Raw genomic sequence first — 17,537 nt, 5'->3', positions numbered from 1 at the left:
ACGTAGGCCTCTGCCAGCTCTTGAGTTTTTACAAGCCCTTATCTATTTTAACTTTTTACAGTTATCTTAGATATGGGCTTTTTTTTTAGCTTTTTTTATAGTTTTAATGTCTTAATGCTTCTCTTTTATATTTTCTCCACTTTTTAAAGTATTCTTCATTATTTAAATTATTATCATGACTATAATCAGCAGCAAAGTTCATTAATGCTTGTTCTAAAAAAGTACTATAATCAAGTGCTATTACATCTTTTTGTTTACTTTGTGGTTTATCTCCCCATCTATTTTGAAACCACTGGTTCCATTGCTTTGATCCAGGTATATGCATATTCCATGTTCCATCTTCAGTGATTTTTTTTACTGGATAAAAAAATGTAATCATATTAGAATCATAAGGTACATAACTTGATGTTCCATGGCAACTTAAACATGATGAGCTTCTTAGTTTTTTTACTATTTTATCATCTACTTTTACATCATATTTTACTGCAATATCAAAAGGACCTGATAGTCTTTTCCCATATCCTAATGTAACTTTTGCAAATTTTGGTGCATTTGAGTTTATATATGTTTGATTTAATTTTTTTGAGGGATATCTAGTAGAGTTTATATTTGGATCATTTCCCCAAATAGCACCTAATGGAACCATTTTTTCCCAAGCAGTTTCTCCTTTTGCATCTTTATCATAAACTAATGTTGTAAATACCCAACCAGTTTTTGGTGCTGCAATAGAATCTTTTACTATAATATCAAATATAGTAACTCTTGTATTCATAACTTTTGGTTCTTTTGATTTAATTGTTCCATTAATATCAAAAGGCTTTCTATATATCTTCCAAATTGCAGCACCTTTTAATACAGGCCATTGTTCTGGTGTAGCAGATGCAGATGCTGCTTTTATAATTACTGAACCTTCTTCAAATTGAGCTTCGTTATTATTTATATTTGGAATGCACTCCTTTGTTTTTTTATTACACTCTTTAAAAATCTTATATAATGTATGTGCTGCTACTTCATCATAGTATATTGCTGCATAATTTCTAACAGGCACTGTTAATCCAAAATCTTTATATACACTTGCTTCTTGTATTTGCCCTGTATAAGTACCATAAATTGCTTCTCTTCCTTCCCAAGAAGTTAAAGGTACACTCTCTCCTGCCCAAAGCATACTATACCAACCTTTTTGACTACTTTTATTCCATTTGTTTTGATTTATAACAAAAGTTTTCATTGATGGGGCAACATACTGTTTTAATGCCATAATATAATCATATGCATTCTTCTTTGTTAATGGTTTATTATTTGTTACTTTAAACCATGGTCTATTTAGAGGTTCTTTATATTCACTTGGATAGTTATAATTAAATTTAAATAACTCTTTAGAATATTCACTTTTTGTTGGAATATTACCATTGTTTACTGCAAAAGGGTCAATGTCTTTTGCAAACATTACATTTATTAAAAGTACAGATGTTAATATTGAAATGCCATTTTTAGTCATTTTCTTCCTTTATTATATAATTTGGTTTCTACCTTTATTTTTTGCTAAATATAGTTTTTCATCTGCTAATCTTATTAAATTCTTTGGAGTAATATTTTTGATTTCTTTAGATGAAGCAATACCCATACTTAAAGTTATGTAAGTGCTAACTTTAGATTTTTCATGTTCAATTTTAAGATTATCAATATTACTTTTAATTTCAGTTGCAATTTTATGTGCATTTTTAATAGAAGTATTAGGTAAAATCATGGCAAATTCTTCTCCTCCATATCTTGCAACTAAATCATTAGTTCTTTTTAGGTTGTCATTTAAAATTTTTGCAACATATTTTAAACATTCATCTCCTTGTAAATGTCCATAATAATCATTATATAACTTAAAATAATCAATATCACACATAATTAAACATAAGCTTTCATTTGTTCTTTGAACTCTTGCACACTCTTGTTCTATATACGTATCAAAAACTCTTCTATTTTTTATATTTGTAAGTGAATCAACAGTTGCAAGCATATCTAATTTTTTTACTGCTTCTTGAAGCTCTTTTTCTACTTCTTTTCTTTTTTCATTCTCTTTTATGATATCTGAATTCAGCTCTAAAATTTTTCTATTTTGAAGTTGTAATTTTATATTTTGATTTTCTAATTCATCATTTTTTTTATCTAAAGCTTTTGTTCTTTCAGCTACTTTTTGCTCAAGGTTTTTGTACATTATTGCATTTTCAATTGAAATGGCAATTTGACCACTTAAATGTTTTAATAATTCAATTTGTTCTTTTGAAAATACTCCTGACATTGCATTATTCTCTAAATAGATTAATCCTCTTATTTTATTATGAAAAATTAAAGGCAAACATAAAACAGATTTAACTCCTCTATTAATGGCATCATTTTCTTTTATAAAAATTGAATTATTATTTAAATCATCAATTACAATGGGTTTCTTAGTTCTTAAAACGTAATTAATTACATTATGCACAATATTGTTTGATTTCTCAAACTGAATATTTTGCATTACATCAATATTTATTGATTTATATGATGCAGTAGCTTGAATGTAATACTTGTTATTATCTTCAAGTAATACATTTGCATATTGTGCACCAGATTTTTCAAGTATAATGTGTAATAAATTTTTTAACAAATTAGGTAATTTCTGCTCTTTAACAATAGCTTCAGCAGCTTTTGTTAAAGTATTAAAGTTAATTGATTCAGAAGAGTTATTACTACTATTTGAAGAGTCTTTTATTGAAACACCCCATTGCACAAGAGCTTCTTGTTCCTGTTTTTTTAAAAGTTTTGATACTCTTTCTTGATTGACCTTTTTATAGATATTTGATAATAATCTATTTGCTATAGCTTTTAAATGAGTTTGCGAATAAATTTCTGCTGCTTCAATAGCTTTTTCAAAATATTTAAATGCTTCATTAATTTTATTTTCAATTCTATATATTTCTGCTTTTATTAAGTTTTTTCTTACTAAAAAGTTTTCTGGACACTCTAAACTATATTTTTCAAACTCTAATAAATTTTTTTTAATTGTATTAAGATATCTTTTTTTTAAGCCATCATTTACTTTTTCATATAAATTTGAAAATAGTAATGATTCATAGAAGTAGTGCTCTAGGCCATGGATTGTGCCCTTAGAAATTTCAAGAAATCTTTTACTTTGCAAATAATATTCATAGGCTTGTTTATAATCTTCATGAATAAATAATGCAATAGTTTTATTAATATAATAGTAGTGTGCAAAATGTAATGAGTTATAGTTTTCTAAACTTTTTACATACTCATCTTCATCAAAATATTTATTAGAAAAAGAGTTTTTATCTATTGTTTGTGCTTTTAAATTAGCTATTGTTTGTTTTACACTTAAAATAGCTCCTAATTGTTCATATGCTTTTATTCTTCTAAGAGTTTTTTCAAATTTATTAATTTGTTTGTCAATATTATCTAAGCAAACACCTCTTAAAAACATACTTTGTATAATTCCTGCTGCTGCACAGCCACTGTGAAAAAGATCACCTATTAATAAACCTTTGTTATATGATTCAAACCATTTTTGCTCAGTTATTGCAGTTGGCAACAGCCATGAAAATGCAAAATAGCCAGATACAAAATTAACTTCAGGGTATAAAGTAGTATTATTATATTTTTTTATCATATCTAAAGAGAGATTTGCATATTTATAACCTAATTTGTGGTTTTGTTTTATAGCTCCTTGGAAAATAACTCCAAAAACCATAAATCCAATAACTGCATCTTTTGTATCTCCATGTTTTAAACACAATTTTACTAATTTCATTGATACAAGTACACAAAGCTTTGGATCGATTTGATATGCAGCTTTTAATAAAGCAGATAGTAATTTTATCATAATTACTATTTTTTCATCTTTTGCTTGGGGTAATGAAAGTAAACTATTTGGATTTTTAGTTTTTAGTTTATACTTTAAGTATATAGAGTCTTTTGTATATATAACTTTGCTAAACTCTTTTGGTATATTTAAGTCAAATAGTTCTAAAGCTTCTTTTCCTGTTTCGTAAGCATTCTTAAACTCTGAAAAATCAGAATAAAGTTTTATTATTTGTTCATAAATATATGCTTTTTCAAGATTTGTGATAGCTGCATTAATTGCCTTATTATAATATTTTAGGGCAGTTTTTTTATTTAAAACCATATGTTCACAAATTGCATAATCTTTTAATATTTCAGAATAATTATCTTTTGATTTTATATCACTATAAAGATTTAATGCCTCTTTCATATATTTTAGTGCCATAATAAAATCTGCATTTTCCCTTGCATTAATTGAAGCTTTATAATTAAGTGTTGCTAAATAATCTTTTTGCTCTTTTGTTTTAAAAAGGCTTTTTGCATTATTATAATGATTTATATAAGTTAGATAATCATTGTTTTTCTTATGTAAATTCAAGCTTAATATAGAATCTGCAATCTTTTTATGATATAAACTTCTTTCACTTAATATTATAGAATTATATATAACTTGTTGTATTCTGTCATGGGAAAATTTATATTTCTCATACTCATAATTATTTATATTTTTACTTTTTACAATCCATTCATTTAAAATAGTTTTATTTAGTGTTTGTTTAAAGTTTATATCATCATTATAGATATTTTTTAAAAGCTCTTCATCAAATTTATTTCCAATACAAGAAGCTATCTTTAATAATCTATTTTCATCTTTATCAAGTTTATTTATTTTATTCTCTAATAGTTCTATAATATTATTACTTGCTGAAACTGTATTTAATTGATTTAAATCACACTTCCATTTGAACTGTTCATAATTAAAATATATAATTTCTTCATCTAATAATTGTTTTAAAAGCTGAATAATAAAAAAACAATTTCCTGAGGTTTTACTAAAAATTAATTTTGCTACTTCATTACTATTTTCTAATTTTATATTTGTTTTTAGTATATTTTTTATATCTTCAAGTTTTAAAGGTTTTAAATGAAATGTTTTTAATTTGATATCATCTTTTTTTAATTTGTTTAGAAGTTTATATAATCTTGAATTCTCTTTTACCTCATTATTCCTATATGTAATGATTATAATTGTATTTTTTAGTTGATAAAGTGCTGATTCCAACCAAGTTCTTGTAATTTCATCACTCCATTGCATATCATCTATAAAAATAAATAAGGGATTTTTACTTGTTGCAAATAGTTGCAAATATTTAAATAAATAGTTATCAAACTCTATTTTTGATATCTCTTCATTATTTATTTTTTTATTACTGTTGTCATTTAAAATAATTTTTAATTCGGGAATTAGTTCATAAAGTATTTTTGCTTCACTACCAAGTGAATTTGATATACTCTTTTTCCATGAATTTAGAGTATATGAGTCTTTTGTTAATAATTGTTTTGAAAGTTCTCTTATTTTCTCATATAAGATCTTGTAAGCAATATTTTGTTTATAGTTGTCTAGCTTTATTTCTAATAAATTAGATGTATCTACATCTGAAAGCTGTAAAGCTGTTTTTACAAATGATGTTTTACCTACTCCTGAAACACCTTTTATAATTAGTAGCTTATTATCTAAATTCTTTATTGATTTTTTTAATTCTTCTAATTCTTCTTCTCTTCCAAATAGTTTTTTAGTGCTATTAATTAGAAAATTCTTTTGAAATTGATCTATTTCAAATGTACAAAAGCTCTTATTTTTTAAAAATTGCTCTTTTATTTTCTTTAAATCTATTAAAACAGATAAGATATTACTATATCTATCAATAGGATTTTTTTGAATCATTTTTTCGATTACATTTGATATGATTTTTGGTATTTTAAAATCAAGTTCACTCAAAGATAGAAACTCTTTTGTAATAATTGTATGCGATAGTGAGAGTAAATCTTTTGAATCATAAGGAACAACTCCTGATAGCATCTCGTAGAAAACTATTCCTAATGAGTATATATCTGTTTGTTCAGTAATTGAAAAATTTATTCTACTTGTTTGTTCAGGAGCTTTGTATATATCTGTATTATTACTTGTTTTTTTAATACTTTTTATTTTAGATATCTCTTTAGATTCTGAAAAATCGAAAAGTTTAATTTCATTTGTTTTTTCATTTATAAGAATAGAGCTGGTTGTGAAGTTTTGATAGATGATATTTTTTTCATGTAAATAGTAGCAAACTTCACAAAGATTAATTGCAATACATAAAAAACTATATAAGTCTGGCTTTTTATTTTCAATTTTTAACTTCAAAGTCATTTGATTAAAACTATCTAAAACTAAAAAGCATTTATTATTTTGTTTTTGAAAATCTTTTACTTCAATAATATTTTCATGTTTTAAATTTTTCAAAATTAAGAATTCATTTTCCAAGCTTTCTAAACTTCTTTGATCAGTTAAAAACTCTTTATTGGCTTTTATAAAAACTTCTTTTTTATTATTAAGTTCCTCCTGAGTTTATCATTTTTAAGAAACCAATTCTAAAGAACCTTTATTTATGGTATTTATAAGAGTTAAAAAGTTTAAATCAAGGTGTCCCAAGCAATTAATAGTTAAAATTACACTATGTTTGTTCGTAAGAAGAAAAATAAAAGTGGAAGTGTTAGTATTCAAATCATTTCAAAGAATAGTGGTAAATATAAAGTAGTTGAAACTATAGGTTGTAGTTCAAATGATTATGAGATAGAAAATTTACTTTTAAAAGCTAATGATAGACTATTAGAACTTGAACCAAATCTTTTTGATTTTGTAGAATTTACAGAAAAAAAACAAAAACTTACCAATAAAGATATGAGAGTTATTGGTGATGAACTTATCTTTGGAAGATTATTTAAAGCTGTTGGATGTGAATCAATAGATTTTAAAAATATTAAAGATAAAGAGGTATTTAAAGCTTTAGTAATATCAAGATTGCTATATCCAGGAAGTAAGTTATATTTAATTGATTACTATCATATTTATAAAAAACAAAAAATTGAACAAAATAGAATATATAGATTTTTAGATAAGCTTTACCAAGATAATCTAAAGATGAATGTTGAGAAATGTATATTTAATCATACAAAAAAGATTATGAATGATACTATTACAGTAAGTTTTTATGATGTTACAACTCTATACTTTGAAAGTGAAAGTGAAGATGATTTAAGACGAATTGGATTTAGCAAAGAGGGAAAATTAGCTAGGCCACAAATACAATTAGGTTTATTTACAACATTACAAGGTTATCCACTATCTTATGAAGTTTATGAGGGTAATAAATATGAAGGTCATACTTTAATTGATATTCTTGAGAAGTTTCAAAATAAATTTAATATTCAAAATAAACCAATAGTAGTTGCAGATAGAGGAATGCTAAATAATGATAATATTGTGTATCTAGAGAATAATGGTTATAAATATATCCTTGCAGCTAAAATTAAAAATACATCAAATGAAATAAAAGATCAAGTTTCTAATCTTACTTTTTTAAATGATGGTGTAATTCATACTTTGAAAATAGATAAAGAGATAAAATATAAAGATACCAATGAGCAAAAACAAACCTTGCAAACCAAACAAAGATTAATATTAACATACTCATCAAAAAGAGCTAAAAAAGATAAATATACAAGAGATAAAGCATTGGAAAAGATTGAAGCTAAACTTTCTAAAAATATCACTAAAAGTGATTTGAAACTATCATACTATGCAAAATATTTAGATATAGATGATAAATGTGATATTAAATATAAACTAAATCCTAATAAGATTACAAATGATGAAAAGCTTGATGGTATTAAAGGGTTTATTACAAATGATTTTATACTAAAACCAAATGAAGTAATAGCTCACTATCAAAATCAATATGATGTTGAAAAAGCTTTTAGAATCTCTAAAACTGACTTAAAAATAAGACCAATTTATCATAGAGTAGAAAATAGAATAAAATCTCATATTCTATTATCATTTGTATCTTATTCAATTTATAAAGAGTTTGAAAGAAGAATAAAAAAATCAAATATAAATATTAAATTCAAACTAACATTTGATTACATAAAGACTATGTATGGGTATAAAACTCCACTTGGTGTTGAACCACTTGAAATGGATGAAATTCAACAACAAATTTATGATGCTATTTATTCAAAACAGAAAACGTAAAAATCTGGGTGTCCTATGATAAACTCAGGAAGAATTCATTTTCCAAGCTTTCTAAACTTCTTTGATCAGTTAAAAAATCTTTATTGGCTTTTATAAAAACTTCTTTTTTATTATTAAGTTCCTCTGCTAGGAAAAAATCAAACTCTTTTTTAAATTCTAGTTTTCTTAATAGTTTATAGTTTTTAGTAATCAAAATAAACCTTAGTTTTTGATTATTTTAGTTAAATTAAACTTTATTATATTTTACAAAATATAATTAGGTAAAATTATTATAGTTTAAAATTAAGAGTGTATTTTTTTATATTTTTCTTTTAAATTTAATCTATAGCACATTTTTATTCCATAAAGATAGATAATCCAAGAAATATATATCCAAAAAAAAGAAAATAGTAGTGTTGATAATGAACCATATATAGTTGAGTAAGTTTTATTGTATATTACATAATAGACAAACAGATTTTTAGTAATAGATAATATTACAAGAGTAAAAAATGATGAAATTAATGCAGCTTTTTTATATACAAACTTATTTATACTAAATTTAAAAAGTAAGAAAAATATAAACCATGCAATAGTAAATGCAGTTATACTATTTACAATAGAGTTATTATACAAAGATAAAATAATATCTGATATGGTAAATAAAAAAGGAAGAGCAACTAAGAAGATTAAATAAAGAAAAAAAAGTTTATACATTGGTCTTCTTTTAGCTTTATGTATTTTATTAATAATATATTCATAATCTTTAAAAAACATAATAAACACAAAAAACATATATATAATTCCTACATAACCTAATTTGGTAGAATTTGATATGAAATCTTTAAATGAATTTATAAAGTCTTGTGAGTGTGTAGGATTTAAAATTTCAAAAATATTTGATATAAAGGTATTTAAATAACTTTGAAATATCTCCATTGTTGAAATAATAGCTATTAAAAGAGTAATTATTGGTAATATTGAAAATATTGTGAAAAAACTAAGACTTGCAGCGTAATATGTTGTATCATCATTAAAAAATGAGTCAAGTAACTTAATAAACTTTTTAGAATATTGCGTTACAAGACTTTGTTTTTCCATTTTATAAACCCATTTTAAAAGGATTTAAAATATTATTTGGATCAAAAGCTTTTTTGATACTTCTAAATAGTTCAAGTTCAGCTTCATTAAATGCAATGTTCATAAAAGGAGCTTTTGAAAGTCCAATTCCATGCTCTCCACTTAATGTTCCACCCATATCTACAACAAGTTGGAAAATCTCTTCAATAGCTTTATGTCCATCTTCCATCTCTTTTTCATTTGTTTTGTCTTTAACCATTACATTTACGTGAATATTTCCATCACCTGCATGACCAAAACAAGGAACATTAAATCCATATTTCTCACCAATTTTATAGATTTCATCAAGTGCTACTGGAAGCTTACTTCTTGGAACTGAAATATCTTCATTTAGTTTTTTTGTTCCATAAATAGCTGTTGCAGGACTAGCATTTTTTCTTGCAAACCATAATGCATTTGAGTGTTCTTCATCTTTTGCAGTTATAAAATCTACTGAACCATATTCAGCAAATGCATCTTTTAAGGTTTGTATTTGAGAATCTATTTCTGCTTGGCTACTTCCATCCACATCTCCAACTAAAATCCCACCTGCATTTTGAGGCAGTTCTACTTGAGGAAATTTTTGTTTTAGTGCTTTAATTACTAAAGCATCCAAAAACTCCATTGCAACAGGATTTGCTCCACTTGCAAGTGATTTAAATACTGCATTCATTGCTTTATTTACATCAGGGAAAACACCCATATATGTTTGTTTAAATTTTGGTTTTGGAATTAGTTTTAAAGTGATTTCTGTAATAACTGCTAGTGTTCCCTCACTTGCAATTAAAATACCAGCAGTGTTATATCCTGCAACATCTTTAATTGTTTTTTTACCTGCTGTAATTATTTCACCATTTGGTAAAACAGCTCTTAATGCAACTACATAATCTTTTGTTATTCCATATTTTGCAGCTCTCATTCCACCTGCATTTTCACTTACATTTCCACCAAGTGTTGAGTATTGTTCACTTGCAGGATCTGGAGGATAAAATAGTCCTACTTCTTCAACAGCTTTTTGAAACTCCATATTTATAAGTCCTGGTTGAACAACACCTGCCATATTCTCCATATCAATTTCAAGTAGTTTATTCATATGTCTTTCTAAGCTTAAAATAATACCACCATTTGAAGGAAGTGCTCCGCCTGTAAATCCTGAACCTGCACCTCTTGGAACAATTACTATTTTTTCTTCATTGCAATATTTTAATATTTTAGACACATCTTGTTCATCTTTTGGGAAAACAACTGCATCTGGTTCAAATCTCTCTTTTGTAGCATCATAGCAATAAGCAATTAAGTGAGCTTTATCAGCTTTTACATTTTCACTTCCTACAATACTTTCAAAGTGTTCTAAATGTTTTTTATCTATCATTATTTTAATCCTAAAATTGATCTATAATAATCATTATACATGTCATTTTTATTTACAATTTCATCTTTTTTCATTTCGCCCTCAAGCAAAATCTCTTCTTCTGATCTTTCATCATCACCAAAGATATCTTTTAAGAAACTAAGTTCAGTAATACTTTTAATTATACCTGCAAATGGAGCTTCTTCAATACCCTCAATTCTTGTATAAAAAGGCATTTTTTCTGTATCTAAATAGTTATAAGCTAAAGTATAAAAATCTAAAATAGCAAATGTTTTACTATCAACTACATAAGCTTTATTTTTTATTACAATAAAAATTGTTCCTAAATTTTGTTCAATTGCAAAATCTTGGATTGTACTTTTAGATGGTAAAGGTTCTCTTTGTGATTTTAAATTTGCTGCAAAAATATCAGAGTGTAAAAATGTATTTAATCTAAATTTTCCCCTTGCAACTTGAAAAGCATCTTGTGAAGGAGCAATTAAAAGTGATTTATCATACATATAGTTCAAAATTAGTGTATCACCATTTTTAGGTTTTGCATTTGAAGTTGGTATTGCATTTTGTTTTAAATCCATAAATGGAATAAATTTTATTTCAGAAGAGTTTTCTGAAGTTTTTGTAACATAAGCATTAGATACGATTAGTTTTTGTCCATTTTCATATTTTTTTAAAACTATACCACTTTGTCCAACTCTTAAATTCCCAATATTAATAGAAGCAGTTTTATTATTAACATTTTTTAAACTAGTTTTAATCTCTTTAAAAGATAAAGGTTTTTGATTTTGAATTTTCAATGCAGCATTATTATCTACTTTTATTATATCATCAGTTGTTAAAACATATTGATAATTTAATCCCTCATCAGAACTTGTTATTTTTATATCTTTTAGTTTCCAGCCATTCTTTTTCATATCAATTAATGATAGTTCACCCTTACAAACACCACCATCAAGTTTAGTTTTTTCTATAGTTGAAGGACTTGTCCAGTCTTTTTTATAGCAAATTGTAGTATCAGCACTTACACTATTTGCAAATAGTAAAGCACTTGATGCTAATAATAATTTAATTGAAGCTTTTTTCATTATTGTATTCCTTATTTTGATTGTAACTGTTTTAATTTTTCTTTTACTGCTTCAACATGACCTTTTACTTTTACCTTAGTCCATAAAGCTGCAATTTCACCTTCTGGGTTAATAATAAATGTTGATCTTACTACTCCCATATACTCTTTACCCATAAATTTTTTAAGTTGCCATATACCAAAGTCTTCACACATTTTTTTATCTTCATCAGATAAAAGAGTAATTGTTAACTCTTTTTTTTCAATAAATTTTCTATGTTTTGCAGTATCATCAGGGCTTACTCCTAAAATTACAGCATCTAAATCATCAAACTCTGGTTCATTAGCTGAAAACTCACAAGCTTCAGTAGTACAACCTGGAGTTAAATCTTTTGGATAGAAGTACAATACAATCCATTTTCCTTTTAAATCTCTTGAATGAATTTCAACATCATCTTGATTTTTTGCACAAAATTCAGGTGCTTTTGATCCAATCTCTAACATTTAAATCCTTTTATTTATTTTATTGCTATAAATGTTGCAAAGTTTACCCACTTAAATAGTACTTCACAGTGGGAAAATCCTGCATCTAATATCATTTTTTTATTTTCATCATCGGTATATGGTATTAAAACATTTTCTAATGCTTCTCTTTTTTGCGAAATCTCAAATTCACTATAACCTTGTTTTTTCTTAAAATCATAATATGTATCAATGCATTGTTTATTTAAAACTTTGTTTGATGATATTACTTTTTCACTAAATATAAAAATACCATCATCTTCTAAAGAATCATATATCTTTTTAATAAGTTTTTCTCTTTGTAAAGGTCTAATAAACTGCAAAGTGTAGTTTGAGATAACTAATTTTGCATTATCATAAGATGTATCAAGTAAATCTTCATTTTTAAGTTTTATATCAATACCAAATGCTTTACATTTTTTTGAAGCCCTAGAAAGCATTGCACTTGAGTTATCAATACCTACTAAATTTAAATCAACATTTGATTGTTTACCTAATTCTATAAGTGTTGAAGCTGTTGAGCAACCTAAATCATATACTGTATCAGCTTCTTTTAAATAATTTAGTGCAAAATTTATAGTTAATTCTTGCATTTGCTTATAAAAAGGAATTGACCGATTTAGCATATCATCAAATACAGATGCTACATCTTCATCAAACTCGAATTGTTTTTTTATCGATTTTTCAAATATTTTATCTACCATAAGTATATTTTATCTAAATGAATATTAATTATTATTTATCAAAATACTTAAGTGCGTTATTTATATCTTTGTCAATTTGTTTTTTTAAATCTTCAAAGTTATCAAATTTTTGATTTTCTCTTAATTTGTCAATAAATTCAATCTGAATTTTACCTATAATATTTTCTATATCTTCACCAATTATATGTGTTTCTATAGCATAGTTACCATCTGTTGTTACTCTATGACCTAAAAAAGTTACAGATTTATAAGATTTGTCTTTTATTGTAGTTTTTGTAATATAAACACCCTCATTTGGAAGAAGAAAGTTTTCAACAGTAAGATTAATAGTAGGAACAAAGCTTTTTTTCCCTAAACCTTGTCCTTTTGTAGTTTGACCAGTGATTTTATAATTTTTCCCTAAAAGTTCATTTGCTTTTTTTACGTTTCCATTTTTAATAAACTCTCTTATGTATCTTGAATGAATTGCTAGATTGTTATCACATATTTCATCAACTACAATTACCTCTCCATCAAAAAGTTGTTTAAGTCCTAAAGTATCATATTTTCTATTTTTGCCAAAACAAAAATCAAAACCTACAATAATTTTTTTAAGATTAGGAAACTCTTCTTTTAAAAGCTTTATAAACTCTTCTCCCTCAAGGTGTTTAATATTATCAAGAACATAGTAGTAAACAGGGAAGTTTGTATACTCTTGTCTATAACTTTTTGGTGTAAGGTTTGAATGTCCAGACTCAATTGCAACAACCGCACCATTTTTATCAAGTTTTTTAAAAAGTTGTTGATGTGCAATATGCATACCATCGAAGCCACCAATTGCAATAGATGTAATATTTTTTTTATTTATCAAAGTAGAATAACTCTTCTTCATTACCATCTTTTCCTTGTATTTTACTATATGAACTATATTTTAAATTCCAATTTAAAACTTTTGTAGTATCTATAAATCTTTCTCTTGCTTTTAAAATGGCTTTTTTGTCTTTTACAACACCTTTTTTATCTCTTTTTATATTTTTGCCAACTTCAAATTGAGGCTTAAAAAGTATAATTATTTTATTCTTTGCTAATCTATTTATATCTTCAATAATATTTAAAATAGATATAAAAGATACATCACAAGTTACTAAGTCAAATTTTTCATTAGATGTAAACTCTCTAATATCTGTATTTTCATAAAATAAAATTTTCTCATTATTTTTTATTTTTTCATGTAATTGATTTGATCCAACATCAACACATGTTACTCTATTTACATAATTATTTAGTAAAATTTGTGTAAATCCACCAGTACTACTTCCAATATCTAGTGTATTTAAATCTTTAAGGTTAATATTGATTTCATCTAAAAAGTATTTAAGTTTATAAGCAGCTCTACTTACAAAAAAATCATCTTCTAATATCTTTATATCTGCTTGTTCTTCTACAATAAAAGAAGGTTTTGTAATAATTTTATTATCAACTTGAACTTTTTTTGATTTAATAAGTTCACTTGCTTTATTTCTACTTTGAATATCAAATTTTTTTGTAAGGTATTGGTCTAATCTCATAAAGATATTATAATATAAAAATATTCAAAAAATGATTATTTATTCTTACATAAGAGAAAAAATGCTTTAATAAAAAAGAATACAAATAAAAAGAGTCAAGATTGAAATATGTAAAAAAAGAGTTTTTTGAAATCTTTGAAGAGAAAAAATCAAAATTTATTGCACATCTTTTCCCCTCAAGAGATTTTGATGAAGTTATGAGTAGGTTAAAAAAAGAGCATCCAAAAGCTAGACATCATGTATATGCATATAGATATTTAAATGAATTAGAACAAATTGTTGAAAATAGTAGTGATGATGGAGAACCAAAAGGCACAAGTGGAAAACCATCTTTAAATGTTTTGGCTGGAAATGAGCTTATAAATAGTGCAGTAATAATAGTTAGATATTTTGGAGGAATTAAGTTAGGTACAGGAGGATTAGTAAGAGCATATTCGGATTCTGTAAATAAAGTTATAAAAAACAGTGAACTTTATGAGTATGAAAAACTTGAAAACTTAACTATAAAGTGTGATTATAGTGAACTTTCAAAGTTAGAGTATGATTTACAGCTTTTAGATATAAATATTTTAAATAAAGAGTTTACTACTGATGTAACACTTTTTTTGCAAGCTACAAAAGAGAAATTAAATATATTAAAATCAAAACTTGAAAGAACAATTACAATAATTTAAAAATATAAGCTTTTAAAAGATATAATTTTTTATATTATTTTTTTAAGGTCTTATCATGAAATTCTTTCTATTATGTACACTACTTTTTTTTAATCCTTTTTTATTTGCAGATGATTTAAAAAAAGATGTAAAGTTTAAAAATCTAGACTTAAAAGAGTTAATAAAAGTAAGTTCTAAAATTTTGGATAAAAATATACTTGTAAAAACTGATATAAAAGGAAAAGTAGATTTTATTTCTGTAAAACCTATATCAAAAAAACAGTTACTTAAAGTATTAAAAAACTCATTAGAATCTTTTGGATATGAGTTAATTGATAAAGATAGTTTTTTTATAATAAAAGAAAAAAAACAAGAAAAGAAACAAAAGAAAATTGAACATAAAGTAATCACAAAAGTTATTGCATTGAAAAATATTCAAGTAGAACAGTTAAAGAAAATTTTACAAAACTTTAAAACAATAAATAAATATGAAAAACTTTTCATCTCAAGTGATACTGAATCAAACTCTTTAATCTTAATAGGTAAAGTACAAATTATTCAAAATATAGAAACATTAGTGAAAAAGTTAGATAAAGATGAGCCTCAAATATTTTTAAAAGCAAAAATTGTTGAACTTAATAGTAATCTTGTAAATAAAGTTGGTTTAAAATATGGCTTACTCTCGGGTAAAACATCAAATAGTGGAATTTTTACAATTGCATCAAACTTAAATTCAAACCAAGCAGTGGATTTTGATATAAGTAGCATTGGTTTATCTATTCCCACTTTAAAATCTTCAATATCATTAGGTGCTACACTATCTTTGTTACATCAAAACTATGCATTAAAGATTGTATCTGAACCTTCAATTTTATGTATAAATAATAAAAAAAGTACAATATATGTAGGACAGAGTATATCTTTGCAGACTTCTTCTACTACAACAAGTGGAGGAAATACTAGTTACTCTTTTGAAAGAAAAGATGTTGGTTTAAAATTAGAGGTTAAACCAAGACTAAAAGCAGATGATAATAAAGTTAGACTTTATATAAATACTATTTTAGAGGGAGTAAAAAATAGTACAACAAATAATCAACCAGATACAACTAAAAAAAGTGTTTCAACTTTTGCTGTAGTTTCAAATGGAGAGAGTATTATCTTAGGAGGCTTAGTTGAAAATAGGAATGAGAATTTAAATGATGAGGTACCTTATTTTTCATCATTGCCTGTAATTGGTAATCTATTTAAACATAAAAATAGTTCTAGTAAACAAAGTAATCTTGTGATTGTAATAACTCCTTATATTATTCCAAAAAATAAAGATATAACTTTTATAAGAGAAGAGTTGGCAAAATTAGAAAAACTTGAAGAGTTATTACTTATAAAAAGTACCAAAAATAGAAAGATTGATAAACAAAATAAATATTTAAAATTGCATAATCAAAGAGTAAAAGAGCTTCTTAATGGAAACTAGATTATTTTACTGTTACTTTTTTTAGAAGTCTGTCTTCAAAAATTGATGATTTAACACCTTTTGTTTGTGAGTTTAATATTTTATTACAATCAGTACATAAAGTAATTAAATTTTCAAAATTATAACCACCTCCATTTAATAAAGGTCTAATAAAAACTATATGTGCATCTATAAGTTCAATACTTAAGCCACATCTTTTACATTTGCAATTATCTCTTCTGTATGTAAACTCTTTTCTTTTAGCCCAATCATTTGGTAGTTTTTCTTTTATTGGTTTACAGTTTTGTTCATAAGTACTCCAAAGAAAATCTTTGTGAATGCATTTTTGAGTTTCAAGTTCATACTTAAAATCAAAAAATTGAGAAACTAAATCTTCAATAACTAGTATTTGTCTTAGTTTTATATCTTTTTCCATTTTAGTTTTTTCAATAATTGAATAGTCAAATTTTATTTTAGGGTAGTATGTATGTAAATAGTTTTTTATATTCTCTTCGAAGGTTTCAAAGTCACCTTGTCTTGTAAAAAAACTATATACTTTTTTTCTATAAATATATAAAGGAATTAATAAAATAATTATTATACTACCAATGATAATAAAATCTGTATCAAGTATCATTTATATTAACTTTGGATTGATTGAGTGATTATTTAAAGACTTTTTAGCTTCATCAAAATTACCTGCGGCAAGATTTTTTAGTTCATTTATGTGTAAAACTGGAAGGTTAACTTCTCTTCTTGCAATTTTATTTAACTCTTTTCTATTAAAATCAAATATATAAAAGTCATTTAAATTATCAACTACTATAAAATCAGCACCTTTATCAAAAGCTTCAAGAAGTACTGTTGAAGCTAATTTAAAAGTGAACTCTTTATTTATATGAAAACTATTTTTTGCTAAATCTATTGAAGAGTTTTCAATATGAATAATTTTGGCTTCTAATTTATTTAAATAGTTTAAAATTTAATACAATAAACAATA

15 protein-coding genes and 1 pseudogene are annotated in these 17,537 nt (G+C 24.9%); 3 read left to right on the top strand and 13 right to left on the bottom strand.

Annotation, left to right across the window (positions count from 1 at the left end; translation table 11 throughout):
* Positions 1–103: 103 nt before the first annotated feature.
* From ACTCCZ_RS12130 to ACTCCZ_RS12120, 3 genes and pseudogenes are all read right to left on the bottom strand, one after another.
* Complete coding sequence (locus tag ACTCCZ_RS12130; RefSeq protein ID WP_079580368.1) at positions 104–1,498, bottom strand: hypothetical protein; 1,395 nt, start codon at positions 1,496–1,498, stop codon at positions 104–106.
* A 12-nt stretch (positions 1,499–1,510) separates the two neighbouring features.
* Entirely contained in the window at positions 1,511–3,475 is a 1,965-nt protein-coding gene (locus tag ACTCCZ_RS12125) for a sensor domain-containing diguanylate cyclase (RefSeq protein ID WP_463187383.1), read from the bottom strand.
* Between the two features lie 1,638 nt (positions 3,476–5,113).
* Positions 5,114–6,421 (bottom strand): annotated as a pseudogene (locus ACTCCZ_RS12120) (protein kinase domain-containing protein); the annotation flags it as partial.
* A gap of 129 nt (positions 6,422–6,550) precedes the next feature.
* On the opposite strand from ACTCCZ_RS12120, the gene ACTCCZ_RS12115 reads away from it, so the two are divergent.
* A complete protein-coding gene (locus ACTCCZ_RS12115) occupies positions 6,551–8,128 on the top strand; it encodes an IS1634 family transposase (RefSeq protein WP_079580385.1) in 1,578 nt (525 codons plus the stop codon).
* Positions 8,129–8,141: 13 nt separating this feature from the next.
* Here ACTCCZ_RS12115 and ACTCCZ_RS12110 read toward each other — a convergent pair whose 3' ends face one another.
* The 8 genes from ACTCCZ_RS12110 to tlyA all read right to left on the bottom strand — a co-directional run bounded on the left by ACTCCZ_RS12110 (position 8,142) and on the right by tlyA (position 14,431).
* Entirely contained in the window at positions 8,142–8,321 is a 180-nt protein-coding gene (locus ACTCCZ_RS12110; protein WP_079580219.1) for a hypothetical protein, read from the bottom strand.
* A gap of 89 nt (positions 8,322–8,410) precedes the next feature.
* Entirely contained in the window at positions 8,411–9,208 is a 798-nt protein-coding gene (locus tag ACTCCZ_RS12105; RefSeq protein ID WP_079580220.1) for a YihY/virulence factor BrkB family protein, read from the bottom strand.
* A 1-nt stretch (position 9,209) separates the two neighbouring features.
* On the bottom strand, positions 9,210–10,598 hold the full coding sequence (locus tag ACTCCZ_RS12100) for an FAD-binding oxidoreductase (protein ID WP_079580221.1): 1,389 nt from the start codon (positions 10,596–10,598) through the stop codon (positions 9,210–9,212).
* Positions 10,598–11,680 (bottom strand): plasminogen-binding N-terminal domain-containing protein, encoded by a 1,083-nt coding sequence (locus ACTCCZ_RS12095; protein WP_079580222.1) that lies wholly within the window; start codon positions 11,678–11,680, stop codon positions 10,598–10,600. The genes ACTCCZ_RS12100 and ACTCCZ_RS12095 overlap by 1 nt, the downstream gene beginning before the upstream one ends.
* Positions 11,681–11,691: 11 nt before the next feature.
* Positions 11,692–12,162 carry a thioredoxin-dependent thiol peroxidase gene (gene bcp, locus ACTCCZ_RS12090; RefSeq protein ID WP_079580223.1) on the bottom strand — a complete coding sequence of 157 codons (471 nt, stop codon included), beginning with the start codon at positions 12,160–12,162 and terminating at the stop codon, positions 11,692–11,694.
* A gap of 14 nt (positions 12,163–12,176) precedes the next feature.
* Positions 12,177–12,884: a carboxy-S-adenosyl-L-methionine synthase CmoA gene (gene cmoA / locus ACTCCZ_RS12085; protein WP_079580224.1), complete on the bottom strand. Its 708-nt coding sequence runs from the start codon at positions 12,882–12,884 to the stop codon at positions 12,177–12,179.
* A 31-nt stretch (positions 12,885–12,915) separates the two neighbouring features.
* On the bottom strand, positions 12,916–13,755 hold the full coding sequence (locus tag ACTCCZ_RS12080) for a bifunctional riboflavin kinase/FAD synthetase (protein WP_079580225.1): 840 nt from the start codon (positions 13,753–13,755) through the stop codon (positions 12,916–12,918).
* On the bottom strand, positions 13,724–14,431 hold the full coding sequence (tlyA, locus tag ACTCCZ_RS12075) for a 23S rRNA (cytidine-2'-O)-methyltransferase TlyA (protein WP_079580226.1): 708 nt from the start codon (positions 14,429–14,431) through the stop codon (positions 13,724–13,726). The genes ACTCCZ_RS12080 and tlyA overlap by 32 nt, the downstream gene beginning before the upstream one ends.
* A gap of 101 nt (positions 14,432–14,532) precedes the next feature.
* Here tlyA and ACTCCZ_RS12070 point away from each other — a divergent pair, with 101 nt between their 5' ends.
* Together ACTCCZ_RS12070 and ACTCCZ_RS12065 are read left to right on the top strand one after the other, a co-directional pair.
* Positions 14,533–15,105: a YigZ family protein gene (locus tag ACTCCZ_RS12070; RefSeq protein WP_079580227.1), complete on the top strand. Its 573-nt coding sequence runs from the start codon at positions 14,533–14,535 to the stop codon at positions 15,103–15,105.
* A gap of 55 nt (positions 15,106–15,160) precedes the next feature.
* Complete coding sequence (locus ACTCCZ_RS12065) at positions 15,161–16,558, top strand: type II secretion system protein GspD (RefSeq protein ID WP_079580228.1); 1,398 nt, start codon at positions 15,161–15,163, stop codon at positions 16,556–16,558.
* A 1-nt stretch (position 16,559) separates the two neighbouring features.
* Here the strand turns inward: ACTCCZ_RS12065 and ACTCCZ_RS12060 are convergent, their stop codons facing one another.
* Both ACTCCZ_RS12060 and ACTCCZ_RS12055 read right to left on the bottom strand, forming a co-directional pair.
* Positions 16,560–17,174, bottom strand: a complete 615-nt coding sequence (locus tag ACTCCZ_RS12060) for an HNH endonuclease (RefSeq protein WP_079580229.1) — start codon at positions 17,172–17,174, stop codon at positions 16,560–16,562.
* Positions 17,175–17,435, bottom strand: a complete 261-nt coding sequence (locus ACTCCZ_RS12055) for an HdrB C-terminal domain-containing protein (RefSeq protein ID WP_463187382.1) — start codon at positions 17,433–17,435, stop codon at positions 17,175–17,177.
* Between the last annotated feature and the right edge of the window lie 102 nt (positions 17,436–17,537).

It is taken from the genome of Malaciobacter sp. (assembly GCF_055140965.1).
This window is presented reverse-complemented; position numbering and strand designations above follow the sequence as displayed.